Here is a 20,967-nt window from a genome sequence, read left to right on the forward strand (position 1 = left end):
CGGAATGCGTTCCGCTTTAGGGCGCCTCAGCCCTTCACGACGAAGAAATAGACGGTCATCGCCACGCCCACAACGATCACGAACTTGCGCAGGATCGGCGGCGGGATGTGGCGGGCGATGGCGGCCCCGGCGTAGCCGCCGGCCACGGCAGCCACCATCATAATGAGCGCCTCGTTCCAATAGACGGCACCGCCGAAGACGAAGGCCACCACCGCGACCGCGTTCAGGCAGCCGGACACCAGCGCCTTCAGCCCGTTCATCGCGTGCAGGTCGGTCAGGCCGAAGACGCCCAGCGTCGCCAGGATCAGGATGCCGATCCCCCCGCCGAAATAGCCGCCGTAGATGGCGATGAAGAACTGCACGATCAGCACCGTGCCGTGGCCGACCTTGAAGTTGCGGCGGATGTAGGCCGACACCTTCGGGCCGAAGGCGAACAGCACCGTCGCGAACAGCAGCAGCCAGGGGATGATCTCCTCGAACACGCGCTGCGGCGTCCACAGCAGGAGCAGCGCGCCCAGCAGCCCGCCGATCAGGCTGACGCCCAGGAAGGCCGGCAGGCTGACCTCCTTGATCCGCCCCAACTCCCGCCGGTAGCCGTAGGCGCTGGCCAGAGCGCCCGGCGACACCGCCACCGTGCTGGTCGCGTTGGCGTTCAGCGGTGGCACGCCGGCCATGATCAGCGCCGGAAAGGTCAGGAAGCTGCCGCCACCGGCCACGGCGTTGAGCACGCCCGCGAAGAAGGCGGAGACGATCAGCAGCAGGGTCAGCATGGGGACACGGTCCGGCGGGTGGAAAAGCCCGCGGACTATGCCCTCTCGGCAAAGCTTACGGTACTGCGTTTTCGGCGGTGCGGTATTTCATACTCGCCCGGTGGGGTCTAGCGGGTCGGAGGAAGCGTACGGAGATAGGCGACCAGGGCGCCCAACTCACCGTCGCTCATGGACTTGTAATAATGATAGCCCATGGGAGGGCTCAGCCGGCTGCCGTCGGGACGTACACCCTCCGTTATGGCCTTGCCGATCTCCGCATCGGTCCAGCCGCCCAGCCCATGCTCCTTGTCCTGCGTGATGTTTCGGGACACGGCGTTGCCCCACGGCCCGGTGAAATTCCGCCCGCCGGCCCCGGTGCGGGTCGTGTCGAGCCGCCCGTCCGGCAGCATCGGCGTGTGGCATTCCATGCAGTGGCCGAGCGGGCCGGCCATGTACGCGCCGTACGTCACCGGGTCCGTACGCGGCACCTCCGCCACCGACCCGACCGGCGGTCCGTAGGCGGCGGGCAGCGCCATGCGGTACTCGGACTTCGGGACAGAATGCCGCACCGGCGGCACACTGCGCAGATAGGCGACGATGGCGCGCAGGTCGCCGTCCGACAGGCCGCGGTAGAAGCCGAAGGGCATCGGCGGGCCGATCAGGCTGCCGTCGGGGCGCTTGCCCTCGCGGATCGCCGTGATCAGCTGTTCGTCGGTCCAGCGCCCGATCCCCGTCTCCGGGTCCGGCGTGATGTTGGAGGCGTAGGCGGTGAAGGGCTCCTCGACGAAGGGCGTCCCACCGGCCAGTTCCTGTCCCGCGACCGGACCGTTCGGCCCCTGCGGCGTGTGGCAGTTGCCGCAGGCGACGATGCCGTTGACCAGGGCGCGCCCCCGCTCCAGCGGTGTTTCCGCCCAGGCCGATCCCCCCAGGCACACCACCCCAACGGCCACGGCGACGCCGCGGCGGACCAGCCGGTTCATGAAAGGCTCCCTCGCCAATGTTGCATGAGGGAACGCTAACCACGCAACAATCCGCGGCCCAGGCTGAATGTTGAGTATTCCACTCAGCTTTTCGGCTTAACCGGCATGGCTTTCGCGGAAACGCAGGATCGGCTATGGTTCCGGCCCTTTTCAATTGGCGAACGCCACTGGAGTGAGACCGATGTCCGCCCTGCTTGAGACCACCGACGCCTTGCACGATCAGATGCTCGCCCTCGGCCGCGCCGCCCGCGCCGCCGCGGCGGAGCTGGCGACCGTGCCAAGCCCGTCGAAGGATCAGGCCTTGCGGGCGGCGGCCGCCGCGATCCGCGCCCGCAAGGCGGAGATCCAGGCGGCCAACGACGCGGATGTCGCCGCCGCCAAGGAGCGCGGCCTCGCCGGTCCCATGATCGAGCGCTTGGCCCTCAACGACGCCCGCATCGAGGCGATGGCCAAGGGGCTGGAGGACATCGCCGACTTTCCCGATCCCATCGGCGGCGTCATCGCCGAATGGACCCGCCCCAACGGGCTGGCCATCCAGCGCGTGCGCGTGCCGCTGGGGGTGATCGGCATCATCTACGAGAGCCGCCCCAACGTCACTGCCGATGCCGGCGGCCTCTGCCTGAAGTCGGGCAACGCGGCGATCCTGCGCGGCGGGTCGGAGAGCATCCGCTCGTCCGGCGCCATTGCCGCCTGTCTGGCCGACGGGCTGCGCGCCGCCGGGCTGCCGGAAGCGGCGATCCAGCTCGTCCCGACCACGGACCGGGCGGCGGTCGGCCACATGCTGACCATGCGCGACTATATCGACGTGATCGTCCCGCGCGGCGGCAAGTCGCTGATCCAGCGCATCGCCGAGGAGAGCCGCATCCCGGTCATCAAGCATCTCGACGGCAACAACACCGTCTATGTCGATGCCGAGGCCGACCCGGAGAAGGCGCGCAAGGTGGTGATGAACGCCAAGATGCGCCGCACCTCGATCTGCGGCGCCGCCGAAACCCTGCTGGTCGACCGCAGGATCGCCGACGCCGTGCTGCCGGTTCTGGTGAAGGACCTGCTGGACGCCGGCTGCGCCGTCCGCGGCGACGCCGCCGCCCAGGCCGCCGACCCGCGCGTGACCGCGGTGACGGCGGAAGACTGGGACACCGAGTATCTCGACGCCATCATCGCCTGCGGCGTGGTGGACGGTGTGGACGGGGCCATTGACCACATCAACCGCCACGGCTCCCACCACACCGACGCCATCGTGACCGAGGACCCGGCGGCGGCGGAGCGCTTCCTGCAGCGCATCGACAGCGGCATCGTGCTGTGGAACGCCAGCACCCAGTTCGCCGACGGCGGCGAATTCGGCATGGGTGCTGAGATCGGCATCTCCACCGACAAGTTCCACGCCCGCGGCCCGGTCGGTGCGGAGCAGCTGACCAGCTACAAGTACGTCGTGCGCGGCGATGGCCAGACGCGGCCGTAACACGTCCATCCACGAGCCCCCCTCCCAGCCTCCCCCCGCTGCGCAGGGGGAGGAGCCAATCCCCTCCCCTGCGAAGCGGGGGAGGGTTAGGGAGGGGACAAGCATGGCGGCGTCCCCCCACCGCTACGCCGGCCCGCTCCACGCCGGCCTGCGCATCGGGCTGCTCGGCGGCTCCTTCAACCCGGCCCACGCCGGGCACCGGCACATCAGCCTGTACGCGCTGAAGGCGCTGGGGCTCGATCAGGTGTGGTGGCTGGTCAGCCCGCAGAACCCGCTGAAGCCGGTGCGGGACATGGCGCCGCTCGCCGAGCGGCTGGAGGAGGCCCGGCGCACCGCCCGCCATCCGGCCATCCGGGTCACCGCCATCGAGCGGGAGCTTGGCACCCGCTACACCGCCGATACGCTGGCCAAGCTGACGCTCCGCTTCCCCAAAACGCGCTTCGTCTGGCTGATGGGGGCGGACAATCTTCGGCAAATCCCCCGCTGGCGGCAGTGGACGCGAATCTTCCGGCTGGTGCCGGTTGCAGTTCTCGCCCGTCCAACTTATTCTATGGGGGCGCTTGGTGGCATAGCCGCTCAGCGCTATGCCCGTCGCCGGGTGAGCATGCACAAGGCCAAGGGGTTGGCCGGTTCGAAAACACCGGCCTGGATTTTCCTCCGCAACCCGCTGCATCCGGCTTCGGCGACGGCGATCCGCCGGGCACGCGCCAGCGGGTCGTGACCCTGTATCGCGAGGTAGGTACCATCAACACGTTCATCGAACCGGCCGCGCCCGTTGTGCGGCCCGCGCCCGTTCCCGTTCCCCAGCCGGACGAACTGAAGGCGCTCGTCGAGAAGTCCCTGGACGACGATCAGGCCGAAGACGTCGTCGTCATTGACCTTGCCGGCAAGACCAGCATCGCCGACTACATGATCGTGGCGTCGGGCCGCAACACCCGGCACATCGCCGCAATGGCCATGAAGCTGGCCGACCGCATGAAGCAGGCCGGCCTGCGCGGCGTCGAGGTCGAGGGCCTGAACCAGTGCGACTGGGTTCTGGTCGACGCCGGGGACGTCATCATCCACCTGTTCCGCCCGGAAGTCCGGACCTTCTACAACATCGAGAAGATGTGGGGTCTGGAGACGCCGCGGCCCTCCGCCGAGCGCATGAGCGCCTGACGGACGACAGTCAGGACGGGTGACGAACGGGAGTCGGACCGATGCGTCTGTGGCTTGCCGCGGTTGGGCGGTCACGGACCGGTCCGGCGCGCGACCTGTATGACGAGTATGCCGGCCGCCTGTCCTGGCCGCTGACTCTGCGCGAGGTCGAGGTGAAGAAGCGCCTCGCCTCCGACGAGTTGAAGCGGCAGGAGGCGGAGCTGCTTTTGGCCGCGATCCCCGCCGGGGCCATTGTCGTTGCCCTGGACGAGCGCGGCAAGACGATAACCAGCGAAGCCTTCGCCGCCAAGATCGGCGGCTGGCGGGACCAGGGCGCGGGCGACATCGCCTTTCTCATCGGCGGGGCGGACGGCCACGGCGACGCCGTGCGGGCGCGCGCCGATTTTCTTTTGGCCTTGGGCGCCATGACATGGCCGCATATGCTGGTGCGAGGCATGTTGGCGGAGCAAATCTACCGTGCCCAGCAAATTCTGGCCGGACACCCCTATCACCGTGCATGACTCCCATTGTGCGCGTGCGCAGGCATGCCATTTTCTGATCCGGCCCAAGGCAATAAGAACCCGGCCACAAGAAGACTGGCGTCAGACCGTTCGACCGAGACCCGCAACCCGACCGTGACAGGCGTATGAGGACCGTGATGACCGAGACCAATCGTCCCCGACCCGTAGTGCTGTGCATCCTGGATGGCTGGGGCTACCGCGAGGAGCGCGAGGACAACGCCATCGCGCAGGGCAACACGCCCAACTGGGACCGGCTGTGGTCGTCGGAGCCGCGCGCCTTCCTGGAGGCCAGCGAGGAGGAGGTCGGGCTGCCCAAGGGCCAGATGGGCAACTCCGAGGTCGGTCACATGAATCTGGGCGCCGGGCGAGTCGTCCGCCAGGATCTGGTGATGATCGACCACGCCATCGTCGAGGGCGAGCTGGAGCGCAACGCCGCGCTGACCGGCCTCGCCAAGACGCTGCTGGCGTCGGGCGGGCGCTGCCACATCCTGGGCCTGCTGTCGCCGGGCGGCGTGCATTCGCACCAGGACCACATCGCGGCGCTGGCCGGCGTGCTGGCCCATGAGGGCGTCCCGGTCGAGATCCACGCCTTCACCGATGGCCGCGACGTGCCGCCGCAGAGTGCCAAGGACCAGATGGCCGAGTTCATGGCCGACGTCCACGCCCTGCCCGGCGTCAATGTCGCCACGGTCAGCGGGCGCTACTACGCCATGGACCGCGACAAGCGCTGGGACCGCGTCGCCAAGGCCTACGCCACGCTGGTGAGCGCCCAGGGCGAAAAGGCCGCCGACCCGATCCAGGCGATCGAGCAGAGCTACGCCGCCGGCACCCACGACGAGTTCATCCTGCCGACCGTCATCGACGGCTACACCGGCATGAAGGACGGCGACGCCATCCTGATGGCCAACTTCCGCGCCGACCGCGCCCGCGAGATCCTGGCCGCCTTCGTCGACCCGGCCTTCGACGGGTTCGAGCGCGCCTCGGTCCCGAAGCTGGCCGCCGCCGTCGGCATGGTCGAATACTCGTCGACGCTCGCCAAGCTGATGACGACCATCTTTCCGCCGAAATCCTTGACCAAGGTGCTGGGCGAAGTGGTCAGCGAGGCCGGATTGACCCAGTTGCGCATCGCCGAGACGGAAAAGTACCCGCACGTCACCTTCTTCTTCAACGGAGGCGAGGAGCGCGTGTATCCGGGCGAGGACCGCATCCTGGTGCCGTCGCCGAAGGTCGCGACCTATGACCTCCAGCCGGAGATGTCCGCCGCCGAGGTGACCGACAAGGTCGTCGCCGCCGTGGACAGCGGGAAGTACGATCTGGTGGTCATCAACTACGCCAACCCCGACATGGTCGGCCACAGCGGCATCCTGTCCGCCGCCATCAAGGCGGTGGAGGCGGTGGACGTCAGCCTGGGCCGGCTGGAGGCCGCGGTGCGCGCCCAGGGCGGCGTGATGCTGGTCACCGCCGACCACGGCAACTGCGAACTGATGAAGGACCCGGAGACCAACGGCCCGCACACCGCCCACACGCTGGACAAAGTTCCGCTGGTGCTGGTGAACGGCCCCGCCGGGGTGTCGGCGATCCGCAGCGGGCGTTTGGCCGACATCGCCCCGACGCTGCTCGACCTGATGAAGCTGCCGCAGCCGGCGGAGATGACCGGCAAGAGCCTGATCGACCGCGCCAGCGCGCGGGCCGCCGCGGAATAAGGCAGAACCGGGCATGGGCGCAGGGCGCGATCATCCGGCGGGTGTTGCTCTGCTCCCCCTCCCCGTCTCCGTTCCGCAAGCTGCCGGGCGGAGACGGGCGTTTCCCTGGCGGCCGGCCCTGCTGACCGCCACCCTTCTCGTCGTCTCCACCGCCGCCACGGCGCAGACCGAGTCTCCCGGTCAGACGCTGAAACGGGTGGAGCAGGACATCCAGGCCGACAAGGCCCTGCAAAAGCAGCTCGACCGCCAGTCCCAGACGCTCCAGAAGGAGCTGGACGAGCTGCGCGACCGGCTGGTCGGTCTGGCCGACCAGGAACGGGCGCAGGAGGACGAACTCGCTCATCTCGAAGAGTCCCTGACCGCGCTGGAAACGCAGGAGCGCAACCAGGCCGAAAAGCTGGAGGGCGAGCGGCAGCAGATCGCCGCCCTGCTCGCCGCCCTGCAGCGCGTCGCCCGCATCCCCCCGGAAGCGGCGCTGGCCCGCCCGGACGGGCCGGTGGACACGCTGCGCTCCGCCCTGCTGCTGCGCGACACGGTGCCGGCCCTGCGCGCCCGCGCCGACGCGCTGGCCCAGGCGCTGACCCGGCTGGCCGAGACGCGCGAGGCGCTTCAGGCCCAGCGCAGCCGCACCTACGCCGCCCGCCTCACCCTGATCGACCGCCAGAAGGAGATCGGCCAGCTCGTCGCCCGGCGCGAGGAGCTGTCGCGCCAGACCGAGGAGGAGCGGCAGCAGGTCGCCCAGCGCACCGCCCGGCTGACGGGTCAGGCCGCCGACCTGCGCCAGTTGATGGACCGCATCGAAGCCGAACGCCGCGCCGCAGCCGCGGCGGCGGCCAAGCGCGAGGCCGAGCGGCTGGAGGCGGAGCGCCGCGAAGCCGAACGCCGGCTCGCCGAGCAACGGGCCGCGGAACAGAAGGCCGCCGAACAGAAGGCGGCGGAGCAGCGCGCCGCCGACCAGAAACTCGCCGAACAACGGTCGAGCGAGCAGCGCGCCAGGGCCGAGGCGGAAGCCGCCCGCGCCGCGCCCGGCGCGCCCGCTGGGGAACGCCTGCCGGTGGGCGGCCGGGTGACCGTCCGCTACGGCGAGGCCGACCGCTACGGCGCCACCAGCCGCGGCGTCACCATCCAGGCCCGCGCCGGCTCGACGGTGGTGTCACCGCAGGCCGGAACGATCGTCTTCGCCGGGCCGTTCCGCGGCTATGGCCAAATCTTGATCGTGGAACACAGCCACGGATATCATAGTCTCATCGCTGGATTTGGCCGCATCGACACGGCCGTCGGACGGCGCGTGGCCACGGGGGAACCCATCGGCCTGATGCCCGCCGACGGGTCACCCGATCTTTACTTCGAGCTTCGACGTCACGGACAGCCGATCAATCCACAGCGCGGTTTCGGCGCCCCGGAGGGGAAAGGACAAGGGTAGATGAGGATAGTCAAGCGTGCCGCCACCGCCGCGGCCCTGGTGTTTCTGGGGGCCGGCGTCGCCACCGTCACCGCGCAGGTGAACAGCACCGGCAACAGTTCCGAGACCTACCGCCAGCTCAACCTGTTCGGCGACGTGTTCGAGCGCGTGCGCGCCGAGTATGTCGAGTCGACGACGGACGAGCAGCTCATCGAATCCGCCATCAACGGAATGCTCACCTCGCTCGACCCGCATTCCAGCTATCTGAACCGCAAGAGCTTTCAGGACATGCAGGTTCAGACCCGTGGCGAGTTCGGCGGGCTGGGCATCGAGGTGACGATGGAGAACGGCCTGATCAAGGTCGTGTCGCCTATCGACGAGACTCCGGCCTTCCGCGCCGGGCTGCAGCCGGGCGACCTGATCATCCAGCTCAACGGCGAGGCCGTCATGGGCCTCTCGCTGAACGAGGCGGTGGAGAAGATGCGCGGCCCGGTTGGCAGCGACATCAAGGTCACCGTGCGCCGCGGCGAGGCCGGCGAGCCGTTCGAGGTCACGCTGACCCGCGCCGTCATCAAGGTGCAGTCGGTCCGCTACCGCACCGAGGGCGACATCGGCTACGTCCGTGTCACCAGCTTCAACGAGCAGACGCAGCAGGGGCTGGAGAAGGCCATCGCCTCGATCCAGCAGCAGTTGGGTGACAAGCTGAAGGGCTACGTCCTCGACCTGCGCAACAACCCCGGCGGCCTGCTCGACCAGGCGGTCTCCGTCTCCGATACCTTCTTGGAGAAGGGGGAGATCGTCTCCACCCGCGGCCGCAAGGCGGAGGAAGGCACGCGCTACAACGCCAAGCCCGGCGATCTCGCCAAGGGACTGCCGGTCGTGGTGCTGATCAACGGCGGTTCGGCTTCCGCGTCGGAGATCGTCGCCGGCGCGCTGCAGGACCACAAGCGGGCGCTCGTCCTTGGCACTCAGTCCTTCGGCAAGGGCTCGGTCCAGACGATCATCCCGCTGCCCGGCCACGGCGCCATGCGCCTGACCACGGCGCGCTACTACACGCCGTCGGGCAAGTCGATCCAGGCGTTGGGCATCACCCCGGACATCGAGGTGCACCCGGCCCGCGTCGAGGAGACGGACCAGGGTCTGATCCGCCGCCGCGAGAGCGACCTGCGCGGCGCGCTGCGCAACCCGGACGCCCCCCGACCGGCCACCACCCAGCCGGCCCCGGCGCCTGGCGCCAGCAACGCTCCGGCTCCCGGGGCGGCGCCGGGCGCGGCCCCCGGTGCAACCCCGGCTCCCGCCAACGGCAACGCCCCGGCGGCGCCGTCCGCGGAGAATGGGGAGGGCGCGCCCAACCAGCCGCCCTTCGACTACCAGCTGGCCCGCGCGCTCGACCTGCTGCGGGGCGTCGCCCTGTTCCAGGCCCGCGCGCACTGAGGGGAGTGACGGGTCCGTGAACGCTGCCGCCCTGCTGGGCCGCCTGAAGCCCGCGAAACGGGAACGTTCCGGACCCGGCCTGCTGGCCCGCCTCCGGCGCCGGAAGGCCGGCGGTGATTCGGACGACGCGCCGCGCGCACGCAAGGAGCGCCGTCCGCTGTCGCCCCTCGCCAAGAGGCTGTTCGGCGCCTACGCCGTGCTGGCCCTCGGGCTGGGCGGGCTGGCCGGCTGGCTGGCGATGAACGGAGAGCACACCACCGAGGCGTGGCAGGCTGCCATTCCCAGCGTCGAGGTGGCGGTGAAGGGCGCACAGCCCCCGACGCCGCCGACAGCACCGCCCGCCGCGGCGACGGTTCCCGTCCAACCGGCTCCGCCTGCGGCCTCGCCTCCGGCGGCTCCCCCGCCACCCGTCGTCGCGGCTCCCCCGCCGCTCGCCGTAGTCGTGAACGAACCGGTCACCCTGACGCCGGCCCCCGTCCCCGGCCTGGTCGAGGATTCGCGCAACGGGCCGCTGCCGCGCATCGCCGAGGACGGGCGCAAGCCCTGGCAGGTCTACGCCCGGCCCTTCCCCGCCGCCGACCGCCGCCCGCGCATCGCCATCGTTCTGGCCGAGATGGGCATTTCCGGCGTGACCACCGGCAACGCCCTGCAGAAGCTGCCGCCGACCATCACGCTGGCCTTCGTCCCCTACGCCGAGCGGCTGGACAACTGGGTCGAGCGCGCCCGCGGCAAGGGGCACGAGGTGATGCTCTCCGTCCCCATGGAGCCGCAGGACTACCCACGCAACGACCCCGGCCCCAACGCTCTGCTGAGCATGCTGCCGCCCGAGCGCAACCTGGAGAGGCTGGAATGGTCGCTGGGCAAGGCGGTCGGCTATGTCGGCATCACCAGCACCACGGGCAGCAAATTCACCGCCAACCCCGACGCGGTGAACCCGGTCGTCGCGGCGATGAAGGCGCGCGGCCTGATGGTGCTCGACGCTCGCGCCACCCCGCGCAGCGTCGCCGGAACCCTGGCGGGTCAGGCGGGCGTGCCGCGGGCCTTCGCCGACCGGGTGATCGACCGCGACCTGTCGCGCGGTGCCATCGACGACCAGCTCGCCGAGCTGGAGGCCATCGCCAAGGCCAATGGGGCCGCGGTGGGCATCGGCGCGCCCTACCCCAGCACCATCGAACGGATCAACCTGTGGCTTACCGGGCTGGCCGACCGTGGCATCGCCATCGTGCCGGTCTCCGCCGTGGCCAACATGCAGAAGCAATAAGGCGCATGACGAAGAAGGCCATCGACCGCGAGTCCCTCCCCTACCGCCCCTGCGTCGGGGTGATGCTGCTGAACGACCGCGGGCAAGTCTTCGTGGCCCGGCGCTGCGACAGCAAGGACGCTTGGCAGATGCCCCAGGGCGGCATCGACGAGGGCGAGGGCGTGCATGAGGCCGCCCTGCGCGAGCTGAAGGAGGAGATCGGCACGGACAAGGCCGAAATTCTCGGGGAGACGGCGGAGAAGCTGCGCTACGACCTGCCCGATCATCTGCTGGGAAAGGTCTGGAAGGGCCGCTGGCGCGGGCAGGAGCAGGTCTGGCTGGCCGCCCGCTTCACCGGCGTGGACGCCGACATTGACCTCGCCACCGAGCACCCGGAGTTCGACGCTTGGAAATGGGTCGATGCCGACGATCTGCCCGGCCTGATCGTGCCCTTCAAGCGCCCGGTCTACGAGTCGGTGCTGGCGGAATTCGCCCCGGTGATCGCGGCTCTGCGGCGGGGCTGACCCCGCCGCGTCCGGCCTGTTCAGGCGACCTTGGCCAGCCGCTTGGCACGGCTTTCGATCAGCCACCAGGCGCCGCGGGCGGCGACGCTGTAGAAGCGGGTGTGCGGCTTCAGCCCGCAGGCCTTGAAGACCATCGCCACCGCGCGGTCGACGTGCTTGGGCCGGTAGCGGCCGTAGGCGCGACGCATGTAGGCCTGATTGTAGGTCTTGTGCGCGTAGGGCTCGCCTTCCGGCGCGTTGGCCGCGTAGTAGGCGTAGGCCAGCTCGTCGTCCTCCGACTCGCCGATGCGCGACAGCGCCACCTTCAGCCGCTGGAACTTGTTGAGCTGCTCCAACTCCAGATACTTCTTCGTGTAGGTGTAGAAGAGCTTGAAGTGGCGCAACTCGTCGGCGGCGATGTTCTTGCAGATCAGCTTGAGGACCGGTTCGTCCGTCGAGTCGCCGATGGCCGCGTAGTAGCTGCTGGTGCCGGTCTCGACCATGCAGCGGGCGATCATCTCGCCGGTACGCGAGCCGCGGACCGAGGCGTCGAGGTCGATCGGCACCTTGTAGCCGGCGCGGAAGCGCTCGACGGCCCGGTCGAAGTTGAAGGTCGGATCGACCAGCTCCGCCCACTTGCCGAGCGCGCGGCCGTGCTGGACCTCCTCGACCGCCCAGCCGTGGGCGACCTCCTGGAACTCGGGATCGTCGTGGAAGACATTGCAGAGATAGGCCGTGTAGTCGTCGGCGTTGAACTCCACCAGGGCCGCCGCCTTGATGAGCGGGACGAGATCGGGATCGACCTTGCTGTGGTCCAATTGATCCCAGGGAAGCTCTTCGTATTTCCAGTGCAACGCCACACTCCACTCCCGCTGCTGGCCGCCGTTCCGGGCCGGTTGTTCCACGCTCTGACGGAGAACAGGACCATAAAAACAAAAACGCCTCGACGGACGGGCCGGGAGGCGTTCGATCCCTTGCGGGATACTATGTATGGCTGCGAAGGCGCAATGCAACGGAAACGGCCCAGCCGGCGTTCGCCGCCGCCGGGCCGTGCCCGGTGTCAGTGCGTGGTCGCGCCGGTCGCGTCGAGCTTGGCGCGGGCGATGGCGATCTTCGCCTCCACGCGGGCCTTCTCGTCGTCGGACTTGGCGTCTTCCAGATCCTCGCCCAGGTCGCGGATCTGCTGCTCGACCTTGGCGCGGTCGATCTCGGCGACCGCGATGGCCTCCTCGGCCAGGACGGTGCAGCGGGTCTCGGTCACCTCGGCAAAGCCGCCGGCGACGAACACCCGGTCGACCACGCGGTCGGCCTCGTAGACGTCGATCACGCCCGGACGGACGGTCGAAATCATCGGCGAGTGGCCGGCGAGGACGCCGAAGTCACCTTCCGAACCCGGCACCACGACCATGTCGACGGGCTGCGAGGTCAGCAGCTTCTCCGGAGAGACCAGCTCGAATTCGACTTTATCGGCCATGGGTTTCCTGGTGCCTCTTCATAAGAACCCCCTCCCCCGCGCGGGCGGAGGAGAGGGTTAGCCTCGTTACCGAACGTCAGCCGACCCTGATCAGGCGGCTTCGGCGGCCAGCTTCTTCGCCTTGGCGATGGCTTCGTCGATGGTGCCGACCATGTAGAAGGCCGCTTCCGGCAGGTGGTCGTAGTCGCCGTTCACGATGCCCTTGAAGCCCTTGATGGTGTCTTCGAGGCTGACGAGCACGCCCGGGGTGCCGGTGAACACCTCGGCGACGTGGAACGGCTGCGACAGGAAGCGCTGGATCTTGCGGGCGCGGGCCACGACCAGCTTGTCCTCTTCCGACAGCTCGTCCATGCCCAGGATCGCGATGATGTCCTGCAGCGACTTGTAGGTCTGCAGAACGCGCTGCACCGAACGGGCGACGGTGTAGTGCTCCTCACCGACGACGCGCGGGTCCAGGATGCGGCTGGTCGAGTCCAGCGGGTCTACCGCCGGGAAGATCGCCATTTCGGCGATCGAACGCGACAGCACCGTGGTGGCGTCCAGGTGGGCGAAGGAGGTGGCCGGGGCCGGGTCGGTCAGATCGTCGGCGGGCACGTAAATGGCCTGCACCGAGGTGATCGACCCCTTCTTCGTGGAGGTGATGCGCTCCTGCAGGGCGCCCATGTCGGTGGCCAGCGTCGGCTGGTAACCCACCGCCGACGGGATGCGGCCCAGCAGAGCCGACACTTCCGAACCGGCCTGCGTGAAGCGGAAAATGTTGTCCACGAAGAACAGCACGTCCTGGCCTTCCTCGTCGCGGAAGTACTCCGCGAGGGTCAGACCGGACAGGGCGACGCGGGCGCGGGCACCCGGCGGCTCGTTCATCTGGCCGTACACCAGGGCCACCTTGGAGCCCGGGCCGTCGAGCTTGATGACGCCCGACTCGATCATCTCGTGGTAGAGGTCGTTGCCCTCACGGGTGCGCTCGCCCACGCCCGCGAACACGGACACGCCGCCGTGCGCCTTCGCGACGTTGTTGATCAGCTCCATGATGGTCACGGTCTTGCCCACGCCGGCGCCGCCGAACAGGCCGATCTTGCCGCCCTTGGCGTAGGGAGCCAGCAGGTCGATGACCTTGATGCCGGTGATCAGCACTTCGGCGTCCGTCGACTGCTCGACGAAGTCCGGGGCCGCACGGTGGATCGGCAGGGTGCGCTCGGCGCCGACGTCGCCACGCTCGTCGATCGGCTCGCCGATCACGTTGATGATGCGGCCGAGGGTGGCCGGGCCGACCGGCACGGCGATCGGGGCACCGGTGTCCGTCACTTCGGCGCCGCGGACCAAGCCGTCGGTGCTGTCCATGGCGATGGCGCGGACGGTGCTCTCGCCGAGGTGCTGGGCAACCTCGAGCACGAGGACCTTGCCGTCGTTCTGGGTGTGCAGAGCGTTCAGAATGGCCGGCAGCTCGCCGTCGAACTGGACGTCGACAACGGCGCCCGTGACCTGCGTGATCTTGCCGACGGCGTTCGTCGCCTGGGTGGTGGTGGCCATGGAGTAAAGCTCCCTCGGAACTCGATAATTGTCGGATGTGCCGTCGTATCGACCGCGAACGCTGCGCCGTTAAACCGCCTCGGCGCCGGAGATGATTTCGATCAGCTCCTTGGTGATGTAGGCCTGGCGCGTGCGGTTGTAGGTGATCGTCAGCTTGTTGATCATGTCGCCGGCGTTGCGCGTCGCATTGTCCATCGCGGTCATGCGGGCGCCCTGTTCGGACGCGGCGCTTTCCAGAAGGGCGCGATAGACCTGGATCGACAGGTTGCGCGGCAGCAGCTCGGCGAGGATCTGCTCCTCGTCGGGCTCGAACTCGTAGATCGCCTTGACCTCGGCGCCCGCGGCTTCCTCGTCCGCCTGCGCCTCGACGGCGAAGGGAACGAGCTGCTGGACGGTCACGATCTGGGAGATCGCCGACTTGAACTTGTTGAAGATCACCGAGCAGACGTCGAACTCGCCCGCGTCGTACATCGCCAGAACCTTCTGCGCGACGACATCGGCGTCGGCGAAGGACAGCTTGCGGCGGCCCACATCCTCGTAGGTCTCGACGATCAGCGAGCCGAACTCGCGACGCAGCTGGTCGCGGGCCTTGCGGCCGACGGTGAGCAGCTTGACCGTCTTGCCTTCCGACTGGAGGCGCTGGATCTGGCGGCGGGATTCACGGACGATGGCGCCGTTGAAGGCGCCGCACAGGCCACGGTCGGAGCTGATGATGACGAGGAGATGCACCTGATCGGAACCGGTGCCGGTCATCAGCTTCGGGCCGTTGCCCGAGTCCTGCACGTTGGCCGCGAGAGAGGCCAGCATGCGGCCCATGCGCTCGGCGTAGGGACGACCGGCTTCCGCCTGCTCCTGCGCACGGCGGAGCTTGGAGGCGGCGACCATCTTCATCGCCGAGGTGATCTTCCGCGTCGATTGGACGCTGGCGATCCGGTTCTTTAGGTCCTTGAGGTTAGGCATGCCGGCCCTTCATTCCGCTCGGGGTCGTTCGGGTTGACGGACGGGGCGCAGGGACTGCGCCCCCGCCGTCGATCAGACGAACACCTTGGAGAAGTTGTCGAGGAAGGCCTTCAGGCGCTCCTCGGTCGCAGAGGTGATCTGCTTCTCGTTGCGGATCGTCGCCAGGATGTCGGCCCCCTTGGAGCGGACCTCGGCGAGGAACTTCTGCTCGAAGCGGTTGACGTCCTCGACCTTGATCTTGTCGAGATAGCCCTTCACGCCCGAGAAGATCGACACGACCTGCTCTTCGACCGGCAGCGGCTGGAACTGCGGCTGCTTCAGCAGCTCGGTCAGACGGGCACCGCGGGCCAGCAGGCGCTGGGTGGCGGCGTCGAGATCCGAGGCGAACTGCGCGAAGGCAGCCATCTCGCGGTACTGGGCCAGCTCCATCTTGATGGTGCCCGCGACCTGCTTCATCGCCTTGATCTGGGCGGCGGAGCCGACGCGCGACACCGACAGGCCGACGTTGATGGCCGGACGGATGCCCTTATAGAACAGGCCCGTCTCGAGGAAGATCTGGCCGTCGGTGATCGAGATCACGTTCGTCGGGATGTAGGCCGACACGTCGCCGGCCTGCGTCTCGATGACCGGCAGGGCGGTCAGCGAGCCGTTGCCGTGGGCGTCGCCCATCTTGGCGGCGCGCTCGAGCAGGCGGCTGTGGAGGTAGAACACGTCGCCCGGGTAGGCTTCGCGGCCCGGCGGACGGCGGAGCAGCAGCGACATCTGACGGTAGGCGACGGCCTGCTTGGACAGGTCATCGTACACGATCAGGGCGTGCATGCCGTTGTCGCGGAAGTACTCGCCCATCGTGCAGCCGGTGTAGGGCGCCAGGAACTGCAGCGGGGCCGGCTCCGACGCGGTGGCCGCGACGACGATGGAGTATTCCAGGGCGCCGGCGTCTTCCAGCGTCTTGACGATCTGGGCGACGGTGGAGCGCTTCTGACCGACGGCGACGTAGATGCAGTAGAGCTTCTTGCTCTCGTCGTCGCCCTGGTTGATCGGCTTCTGGTTCAGGAAGGTGTCGATGACGACGGCGGTCTTGCCGGTCTGGCGGTCACCGATGATCAGCTCGCGCTGGCCGCGGCCGATCGGAACCAGGCTGTCGACGGCCTTCAGGCCGGTCTGCATCGGCTCGTGCACCGACTTGCGCGGGATGATGCCGGGGGCCTTGACCTCGACGCGGGTGCGGGTGACGTCCACCAGCGGGCCCTTGCCGTCGATCGGGTTGCCCAGGCCGTCCACGACGCGGCCCAGCAGACCCTTGCCGACCGGCACGTCCACGATGGTGCCCGTGCGCTTGACGGTGTCGCCTTCCTTGATCTCGCTGTCGGTGCCGAAGATCACGACGCCGACGTTGTCGGTCTCGAGGTTCAGCGCCATGCCCTTGATGCCACCGGGGAACTCGACCATCTCGCCGGCGCGCACGTTGTCCAGGCCGTGCACGCGGGCGACGCCGTCACCCACGGAGAGGACCTGACCGACCTCGGCGACGTCCGCCTCGGTCCCGAAATTCGCGATCTGCTGCTTGAGGATCGCAGAGATTTCTGCGGCGCGGATATCCATCAGACTGATCCCCCTGAGGCCTTCATGGCGAGTTGCAATTTGTTCAGCTTCGTGCGCACCGAGGTGTCGACCATGCGCGAGCCGAACTTAACGATCATGCCCCCGATCAGCGCGGGATCGACCGAGGTGTTGACCAACACCTTGGAGCCGATCGACGCCTTCAGCGTGTCGGTGACCGCGGCCAGCTGAGCGTCGCTCAGCGGCTGGGCGGAGGTGACCTGGGCGGTCACTTCGCCGCGACGGCGGGCCAGTTCGGCGAGATAGCCTTCGATCATGCCTTCCAGCGCGAACAGGCGGCGGTTCTTGGCCACCAGCCCGATGAAGCGCTTGGTCAGATCGGACACTTCGGCGCGGTCCAGAACCGCGGCCATCGCCCGGCCTTGGTCGGCGCGGCTGATCACGGGACTGCGGACGAGGCGGCGAAGGTCGGCGCTCTCAGCCAGGATTTGCTTCAGCGCAACCAGATCGCTCGCGACCTGATCCAACGCTTTGTTCTCGTCCGCAAGCTCGAACAGCGCGATGGAGTAGCGCGTAGCGAGTTCGGAAACGCCTGTACCTTCGATTGCCACCTGATCCCTCGAATTGAGTTCGGTAGACGGTGAATTTTCAGGGCCTTAAATAGGGCAAAACCCATATCGCGGCGGCCCAGCCCGCGAAAGCGAGCGGTCCAATATCACAGGATTAGGCCCTGCGCAACGGGGTCTGGACAATTTGCACGCGGCTTGCGTGCGGCGTTTTGCGCCCCTGCGGCGTGGGGTCCGTTCTTGGCGGCGGCGGCTGGAAATGGGCATACCACTTCACAACCGCAACGGATCACCTCGGCGCCCGCAGGCCCTGCCCCCTTCGCGTTCCGTTTTTCCGGGTCCCGTTCCGCGACGGTCCAGGGACCAGACTGTGACCTAACGCGCCACTTAACACCCGTTTAACCATTCACGCGCACGGTCGCCCCATAGCCCGTCTGACAGGACAAACCCAGGCCAATCATGACCGTCGTCGCTTTTTCCTGCGCCCGCTTCACGCCCGCCGACCTCAACGAATTCGAGGCGGTGGCCGAGCCGAAGCTGCGCCTTGGCCATTGGGCCGGGGTCATCCGCGAAACGGGCCGGGAGCACGACCGGCTCCTTGTCCTCCTGCCCGGCGTGGACCGTCCTGTCTTCCGGTTCGAGCGCGACGGGCGCGGACGCTACAGCCTGTCCTTCAACGACCGCTCCGGCTGGTACGGCATCGGGTCGGGAGGCAGCGCCTCCGAATGCCTGTCGATCTGGCGCCCGCGCCCGCGCACCGACCGCTCCGTCTCGGTGCTCTGAGCGCCTTTTTCACCCTTCGGAAAAGTCCGATTCGGCCGTCAGCGATAGACGCCGACCGACAGCAGATAGGGCTCGCCGCCCAGGACGATGCGGCGCACGATCATCGTCTTCGGCGCGATCTGGCCGGACAGCGGGTCCGTCCATTTGTAGCTGACGGCGCCCGAGTCCCGCTCCGCCACGATGTCCAGCGCCTCCTGGATGAAGGGCTTTCCGTCGACGTCCTTCAGGTCCTTGAGGTTCGCGCCGTTCAGCGACGGCGTCCAGCCATGGGCCACCATCACGCCGTCGCGGTCGATCAGCATCGGGTAGAGGTCACGGTCGATCAGAGCGCCGTCCCGCTGGGCGAAGGCATCCGGCGCGCCCTCCGCGCCGTGCTGGCGTAGATAGCCGCTGGTCTTGTCGAGCAGCGCCTTGGCATCCGATTCCGTCCCCCGTGTCTGGGCGGGCACGCCCGCCGCCAACGCGATGATCGCCAGCAGGGCGAGAACCGGGAGAACCGTCAGCAAGGTAGGGAGGTGGAAACGACCGCGCAGCCTGGACATGAGATCGCTCGGCGAAAGATGACTTCCATACTCTGGTAATACCATGACCCGCCGGCCGCAACGGACCAAACGTCACAGGTGCCTTGCGGAGCGCGCAGGGACAATCGGTCGCAGCCCCCCTTTACAGGAGTCCGACGTTTCTTAGCGGGCACCGCAGCTTTACAGGAAGCTGTAAGGGTCCACGTCCACTTGCACGCGCACGTTGGGTGGAATGTCCACCTGCTCCAACCACTGGGCGATCAGGGGTTGCACCTGGACGGTGCGCGGCGCCTTCAGCAGCAGGCGCCGCCGGTGACGCCCGCGCAGCAGGGCGAGCGGCGCCGGGGCCGGACCCAGCACGGCGACGGTGTCGCTGCGCGGCGCCGCGCGCCCCAGGGCGATGGACAGCTTCTCCACCGCCGCCGCGTCCTCCCCCGACACGATCAGGGCGGCCAGCCGTCCGAAGGGCGGCATCCCGGCCTCCAGCCGCATCTCCGCCTCAAGCTGGTAGAAGCCGTCGCGGTCCCCGGCGGCCAGGGCCTGCATCACCGGATGCTCGGGCATGTAGGTCTGCAGCATCACCCGCCCCGGCCGCTCGCCGCGCCCGGCGCGCCCGGCCACCTGATGAAGGAGCTGGTAGGTCCGCTCTCCCGCCCGCAAATCGCCACCGGCCAGCCCCAGATCGGCGTCCACCACCCCGACCAGGGTCAGCATGGGGAAATGGTGGCCCTTCGCCATGACCTGGGTGCCGATCAGGATGTCCAGCTCATGGTCAGCGATGCGGCGGACCATCTCCTGGATGGCGCGGGGGCCGAACAGCGTGTCGGACGCCATGATGGCGGCGCGGGCGTCGGGGAACAGCTCCGCCACCTCCTCAGCGATGCGCTCCACGCCCGGACCGCAGGCGGCCAGCGTGCCCTCCTCGCCGCATTCCGGGCAGGTCGGGGACAGCGGCTGCGACAGGCCGCAATGGTGGCACTGGAGCTTGCGGGCCAGCCGGTGCTCGACCAGCCACGCCGTGCAGTTGGGGCATTGCAGCCGGTGCCCGCAGGCCCGGCACAGGGTCAGCGGGGCGTAGCCGCGGCGGTTGAGGAACAGCATCACCTGCTCCTTCTCCGCCAGCGTCTGCTCGATGGCCTTCTTCAGCGACGGGGCCAGCCAGTGGCGGGCGGGAGGGCGGTCCTTGCGGAGGTCCACCAGCTCGACGTCGGGCAGCACGGCGCCGCCGTGGCGGCCCGGCAGCTCGATGCGGGCGTAGCGGTTGCTGTCGGCGTTGACCTTGGTCTCCAGCGACGGCGTGGCGGAGACCAGCACGGTGGGGATGCCGCCGAGATGTGCCCGCGCGACGGCCATGTCGCGGGCGTGGTAGATCGACCCCTCCTCCTGCTTGTAGGCGGAGTCGTGCTCCTCGTCGATGATGATGACGCCGAGGTTCTTGTAGGGCAGGAACAGGGCGGAGCGGGCGCCGACCACCACCGGCACCTCGCCGTTGGCCACAGCCCTCCAGGTGTCGCGGCGCTGCGCCCCGGTCAGTTCGGAATGCCATTCCGCCGGCGGCGCGCCGAAGCGGCGGGCAAAGCGCTCCAGCCACTGCGCCGACAGGGCGATTTCCGGAAGCAGAACCAGCGCCTGCTTGCCCGCCTTCAGGGCGGCGGCGATGGCCTCGTAATAGACCTCCGTCTTGCCGGAACCGGTCACCCCGTCGAGCAGCACGGTGGAATAGGCGCCGGACTCCACGCGGGCGCGCAGGTCCGCCGCCGCGGCCTCCTGATCGGCGGACAGGGTGGGGCCGGGACGGTGGCAGTCGGGCCGCCCGAGCTTGGTCGGCTGCAGCAGTACCGGCTCCAGCAGCCCGGCCTCGGCCAGCCCGCGCACCACGGTGACGCCGCAGCCGGCCTCCTCCGCCAGTTCCGCCGGGGTGCGCGGCGGGCCGTCGTCCAGCAGGGCCAGGACGCGGCGCCGCGGGTCGGTCATCTTGAAGCCGGGCGGCGGCTCCGCATCGGGCTTGCGGAGGTAGGCGAGCATGGCCTTCGCCGGCTCCAGCGCCGACGGCACGCTGATCGCCATGCGCAGCACATGGCCCGGCGGCGTCATGGTGTAGGCGGCGACCCACTCCACGAACTTGCGCTCGACCTCCGGCATCGGAGGCATGTCGAAGCGGCGGACCACCGGCTTCAGCCGGGCGGCCGCCACCACTCCGGCGCCGTCGCCCCACACCACCCCCAGCACGCGGCGCGGCCCGAGCGGAACCTCCACGTAATCGCCGGGGACGAGGGTCATCCCGGCGGGCACACGGTAATCGTAGGCCTCGCGCAGCGGCAGCGGCAGCAGCACGCGGACGCGCGGGTCCGCGTCCACCGGCACCGTGCCCGGCAGAAGGGCCTGCGCTGAATCTCCGGAACCGGATTTGGCCCCGGATCTGGCGGAATTTTCACGCATCGG

General features: G+C 68.8%; 20 protein-coding genes. 10 read left to right on the forward strand and 10 right to left on the reverse strand.

Annotated elements, in window-relative coordinates:
• Positions 1-26 precede the first annotated feature (26 nt).
• Both H1Q64_RS02350 and H1Q64_RS02355 read right to left on the reverse strand, forming a co-directional pair.
• Positions 27-770, reverse strand: a complete 744-nt coding sequence (locus tag H1Q64_RS02350; RefSeq protein ID WP_237904228.1) for a sulfite exporter TauE/SafE family protein — start codon at positions 768-770, stop codon at positions 27-29.
• A 107-nt stretch (positions 771-877) separates the two neighbouring features.
• On the reverse strand, positions 878-1,729 hold the full coding sequence (locus H1Q64_RS02355) for a c-type cytochrome (protein ID WP_237904229.1): 852 nt from the start codon (positions 1,727-1,729) through the stop codon (positions 878-880).
• A gap of 181 nt (positions 1,730-1,910) precedes the next feature.
• On the opposite strand from H1Q64_RS02355, the gene H1Q64_RS02360 reads away from it, so the two are divergent.
• From H1Q64_RS02360 to H1Q64_RS02400, 9 genes are all read left to right on the forward strand, one after another.
• Positions 1,911-3,191, forward strand: coding sequence for a glutamate-5-semialdehyde dehydrogenase (locus tag H1Q64_RS02360; protein ID WP_237904230.1), 1,281 nt, complete (start codon positions 1,911-1,913; stop codon positions 3,189-3,191).
• 103 nt (positions 3,192-3,294) lie between these two features.
• Complete coding sequence (locus H1Q64_RS02365; protein WP_237904231.1) at positions 3,295-3,912, forward strand: nicotinate-nucleotide adenylyltransferase; 618 nt, start codon at positions 3,295-3,297, stop codon at positions 3,910-3,912.
• Between the two features lie 56 nt (positions 3,913-3,968).
• Positions 3,969-4,349, forward strand: a complete 381-nt coding sequence (gene rsfS, locus H1Q64_RS02370; protein WP_051658054.1) for a ribosome silencing factor — start codon at positions 3,969-3,971, stop codon at positions 4,347-4,349.
• A gap of 41 nt (positions 4,350-4,390) precedes the next feature.
• Positions 4,391-4,849 carry a 23S rRNA (pseudouridine(1915)-N(3))-methyltransferase RlmH gene (gene rlmH, locus H1Q64_RS02375; protein ID WP_014239449.1) on the forward strand — a complete coding sequence of 153 codons (459 nt, stop codon included), beginning with the start codon at positions 4,391-4,393 and terminating at the stop codon, positions 4,847-4,849.
• Between the two features lie 137 nt (positions 4,850-4,986).
• Positions 4,987-6,552 (forward strand): 2,3-bisphosphoglycerate-independent phosphoglycerate mutase, encoded by a 1,566-nt coding sequence (gene gpmI, locus H1Q64_RS02380; RefSeq protein WP_137139225.1) that lies wholly within the window; start codon positions 4,987-4,989, stop codon positions 6,550-6,552.
• Positions 6,553-6,565: 13 nt separating this feature from the next.
• The gene (locus H1Q64_RS02385) at positions 6,566-7,975 is read left to right on the forward strand and encodes a murein hydrolase activator EnvC family protein (protein ID WP_237904232.1); all 1,410 of its coding nucleotides are present in this window, start codon (positions 6,566-6,568) and stop codon (positions 7,973-7,975) included.
• A complete protein-coding gene (locus tag H1Q64_RS02390; protein WP_237904233.1) occupies positions 7,976-9,388 on the forward strand; it encodes a S41 family peptidase in 1,413 nt (470 codons plus the stop codon).
• 16 nt (positions 9,389-9,404) lie between these two features.
• Entirely contained in the window at positions 9,405-10,649 is a 1,245-nt protein-coding gene (locus H1Q64_RS02395; protein ID WP_237904234.1) for a divergent polysaccharide deacetylase family protein, read from the forward strand.
• 5 nt (positions 10,650-10,654) lie between these two features.
• Complete coding sequence (locus tag H1Q64_RS02400) at positions 10,655-11,152, forward strand: RNA pyrophosphohydrolase (RefSeq protein ID WP_237904235.1); 498 nt, start codon at positions 10,655-10,657, stop codon at positions 11,150-11,152.
• Positions 11,153-11,172: 20 nt separating this feature from the next.
• On the opposite strand, the gene H1Q64_RS02405 is transcribed toward H1Q64_RS02400, so the two are convergent.
• The 6 genes from H1Q64_RS02405 to H1Q64_RS02430 form a co-directional block, all read right to left on the reverse strand.
• On the reverse strand, positions 11,173-11,991 hold the full coding sequence (locus H1Q64_RS02405) for an acyl-ACP desaturase (RefSeq protein WP_119509524.1): 819 nt from the start codon (positions 11,989-11,991) through the stop codon (positions 11,173-11,175).
• 200 nt (positions 11,992-12,191) lie between these two features.
• Positions 12,192-12,605 (reverse strand): F0F1 ATP synthase subunit epsilon, encoded by a 414-nt coding sequence (locus tag H1Q64_RS02410; protein ID WP_014239442.1) that lies wholly within the window; start codon positions 12,603-12,605, stop codon positions 12,192-12,194.
• A gap of 90 nt (positions 12,606-12,695) precedes the next feature.
• Positions 12,696-14,135, reverse strand: coding sequence for a F0F1 ATP synthase subunit beta (atpD, locus tag H1Q64_RS02415; protein ID WP_014239441.1), 1,440 nt, complete (start codon positions 14,133-14,135; stop codon positions 12,696-12,698).
• Positions 14,136-14,204: 69 nt separating this feature from the next.
• Positions 14,205-15,095 (reverse strand): F0F1 ATP synthase subunit gamma, encoded by an 891-nt coding sequence (locus H1Q64_RS02420; protein ID WP_014239440.1) that lies wholly within the window; start codon positions 15,093-15,095, stop codon positions 14,205-14,207.
• A gap of 72 nt (positions 15,096-15,167) precedes the next feature.
• Positions 15,168-16,697, reverse strand: a complete 1,530-nt coding sequence (gene atpA, locus H1Q64_RS02425) for a F0F1 ATP synthase subunit alpha (RefSeq protein WP_035671446.1) — start codon at positions 16,695-16,697, stop codon at positions 15,168-15,170.
• A complete protein-coding gene (locus H1Q64_RS02430) occupies positions 16,697-17,266 on the reverse strand; it encodes a F0F1 ATP synthase subunit delta (protein ID WP_014239438.1) in 570 nt (189 codons plus the stop codon). The genes atpA and H1Q64_RS02430 overlap by 1 nt, the downstream gene beginning before the upstream one ends.
• A gap of 414 nt (positions 17,267-17,680) precedes the next feature.
• Between H1Q64_RS02430 and H1Q64_RS02435 the strand changes: the two genes are divergently transcribed.
• The gene (locus H1Q64_RS02435; RefSeq protein WP_237904236.1) at positions 17,681-18,004 is read left to right on the forward strand and encodes a hypothetical protein; all 324 of its coding nucleotides are present in this window, start codon (positions 17,681-17,683) and stop codon (positions 18,002-18,004) included.
• A 38-nt stretch (positions 18,005-18,042) separates the two neighbouring features.
• On the opposite strand, the gene H1Q64_RS02440 is transcribed toward H1Q64_RS02435, so the two are convergent.
• A complete protein-coding gene (locus H1Q64_RS02440) occupies positions 18,043-18,546 on the reverse strand; it encodes a cache domain-containing protein (RefSeq protein ID WP_237904237.1) in 504 nt (167 codons plus the stop codon).
• 159 nt (positions 18,547-18,705) lie between these two features.
• Positions 18,706-20,964: a primosomal protein N' gene (locus H1Q64_RS02445; protein ID WP_237904238.1), complete on the reverse strand. Its 2,259-nt coding sequence runs from the start codon at positions 20,962-20,964 to the stop codon at positions 18,706-18,708.
• Between the last annotated feature and the right edge of the window lie 3 nt (positions 20,965-20,967).

Source organism: Azospirillum brasilense (assembly GCF_022023855.1).
GTDB classification, from domain to species: Bacteria; Pseudomonadota; Alphaproteobacteria; order Azospirillales; family Azospirillaceae; genus Azospirillum; species Azospirillum brasilense_F.

What these genes read in the sequence shown, in the direction of transcription:
- H1Q64_RS02350 (WP_237904228.1), bottom strand. Translation starts at nt 770, where the DNA reads ATGCTGACCCTGCTGCTGATCGTCTCCGCCTTCTTCGCGGGCGTGCTC.
- H1Q64_RS02355 (WP_237904229.1), bottom strand. Translation starts at nt 1,729, where the DNA reads ATGAACCGGCTGGTCCGCCGCGGCGTCGCCGTGGCCGTTGGGGTGGTG.
- H1Q64_RS02360 (WP_237904230.1), top strand. Translation starts at nt 1,911, where the DNA reads ATGTCCGCCCTGCTTGAGACCACCGACGCCTTGCACGATCAGATGCTC.
- H1Q64_RS02365 (WP_237904231.1), top strand. Translation starts at nt 3,295, where the DNA reads ATGGCGGCGTCCCCCCACCGCTACGCCGGCCCGCTCCACGCCGGCCTG.
- rlmH (WP_014239449.1), top strand. Translation starts at nt 4,391, where the DNA reads ATGCGTCTGTGGCTTGCCGCGGTTGGGCGGTCACGGACCGGTCCGGCG.
- gpmI (WP_137139225.1), top strand. Translation starts at nt 4,987, where the DNA reads ATGACCGAGACCAATCGTCCCCGACCCGTAGTGCTGTGCATCCTGGAT.
- H1Q64_RS02385 (WP_237904232.1), top strand. Translation starts at nt 6,566, where the DNA reads ATGGGCGCAGGGCGCGATCATCCGGCGGGTGTTGCTCTGCTCCCCCTC.
- H1Q64_RS02390 (WP_237904233.1), top strand. Translation starts at nt 7,976, where the DNA reads ATGAGGATAGTCAAGCGTGCCGCCACCGCCGCGGCCCTGGTGTTTCTG.
- H1Q64_RS02400 (WP_237904235.1), top strand. Translation starts at nt 10,655, where the DNA reads ATGACGAAGAAGGCCATCGACCGCGAGTCCCTCCCCTACCGCCCCTGC.
- H1Q64_RS02410 (WP_014239442.1), bottom strand. Translation starts at nt 12,605, where the DNA reads ATGGCCGATAAAGTCGAATTCGAGCTGGTCTCTCCGGAGAAGCTGCTG.
- atpD (WP_014239441.1), bottom strand. Translation starts at nt 14,135, where the DNA reads ATGGCCACCACCACCCAGGCGACGAACGCCGTCGGCAAGATCACGCAG.
- H1Q64_RS02420 (WP_014239440.1), bottom strand. Translation starts at nt 15,095, where the DNA reads ATGCCTAACCTCAAGGACCTAAAGAACCGGATCGCCAGCGTCCAATCG.
- atpA (WP_035671446.1), bottom strand. Translation starts at nt 16,697, where the DNA reads ATGGATATCCGCGCCGCAGAAATCTCTGCGATCCTCAAGCAGCAGATC.
- H1Q64_RS02435 (WP_237904236.1), top strand. Translation starts at nt 17,681, where the DNA reads ATGACCGTCGTCGCTTTTTCCTGCGCCCGCTTCACGCCCGCCGACCTC.
- H1Q64_RS02440 (WP_237904237.1), bottom strand. Translation starts at nt 18,546, where the DNA reads ATGTCCAGGCTGCGCGGTCGTTTCCACCTCCCTACCTTGCTGACGGTT.
- H1Q64_RS02445 (WP_237904238.1), bottom strand. Translation starts at nt 20,964, where the DNA reads ATGCGTGAAAATTCCGCCAGATCCGGGGCCAAATCCGGTTCCGGAGAT.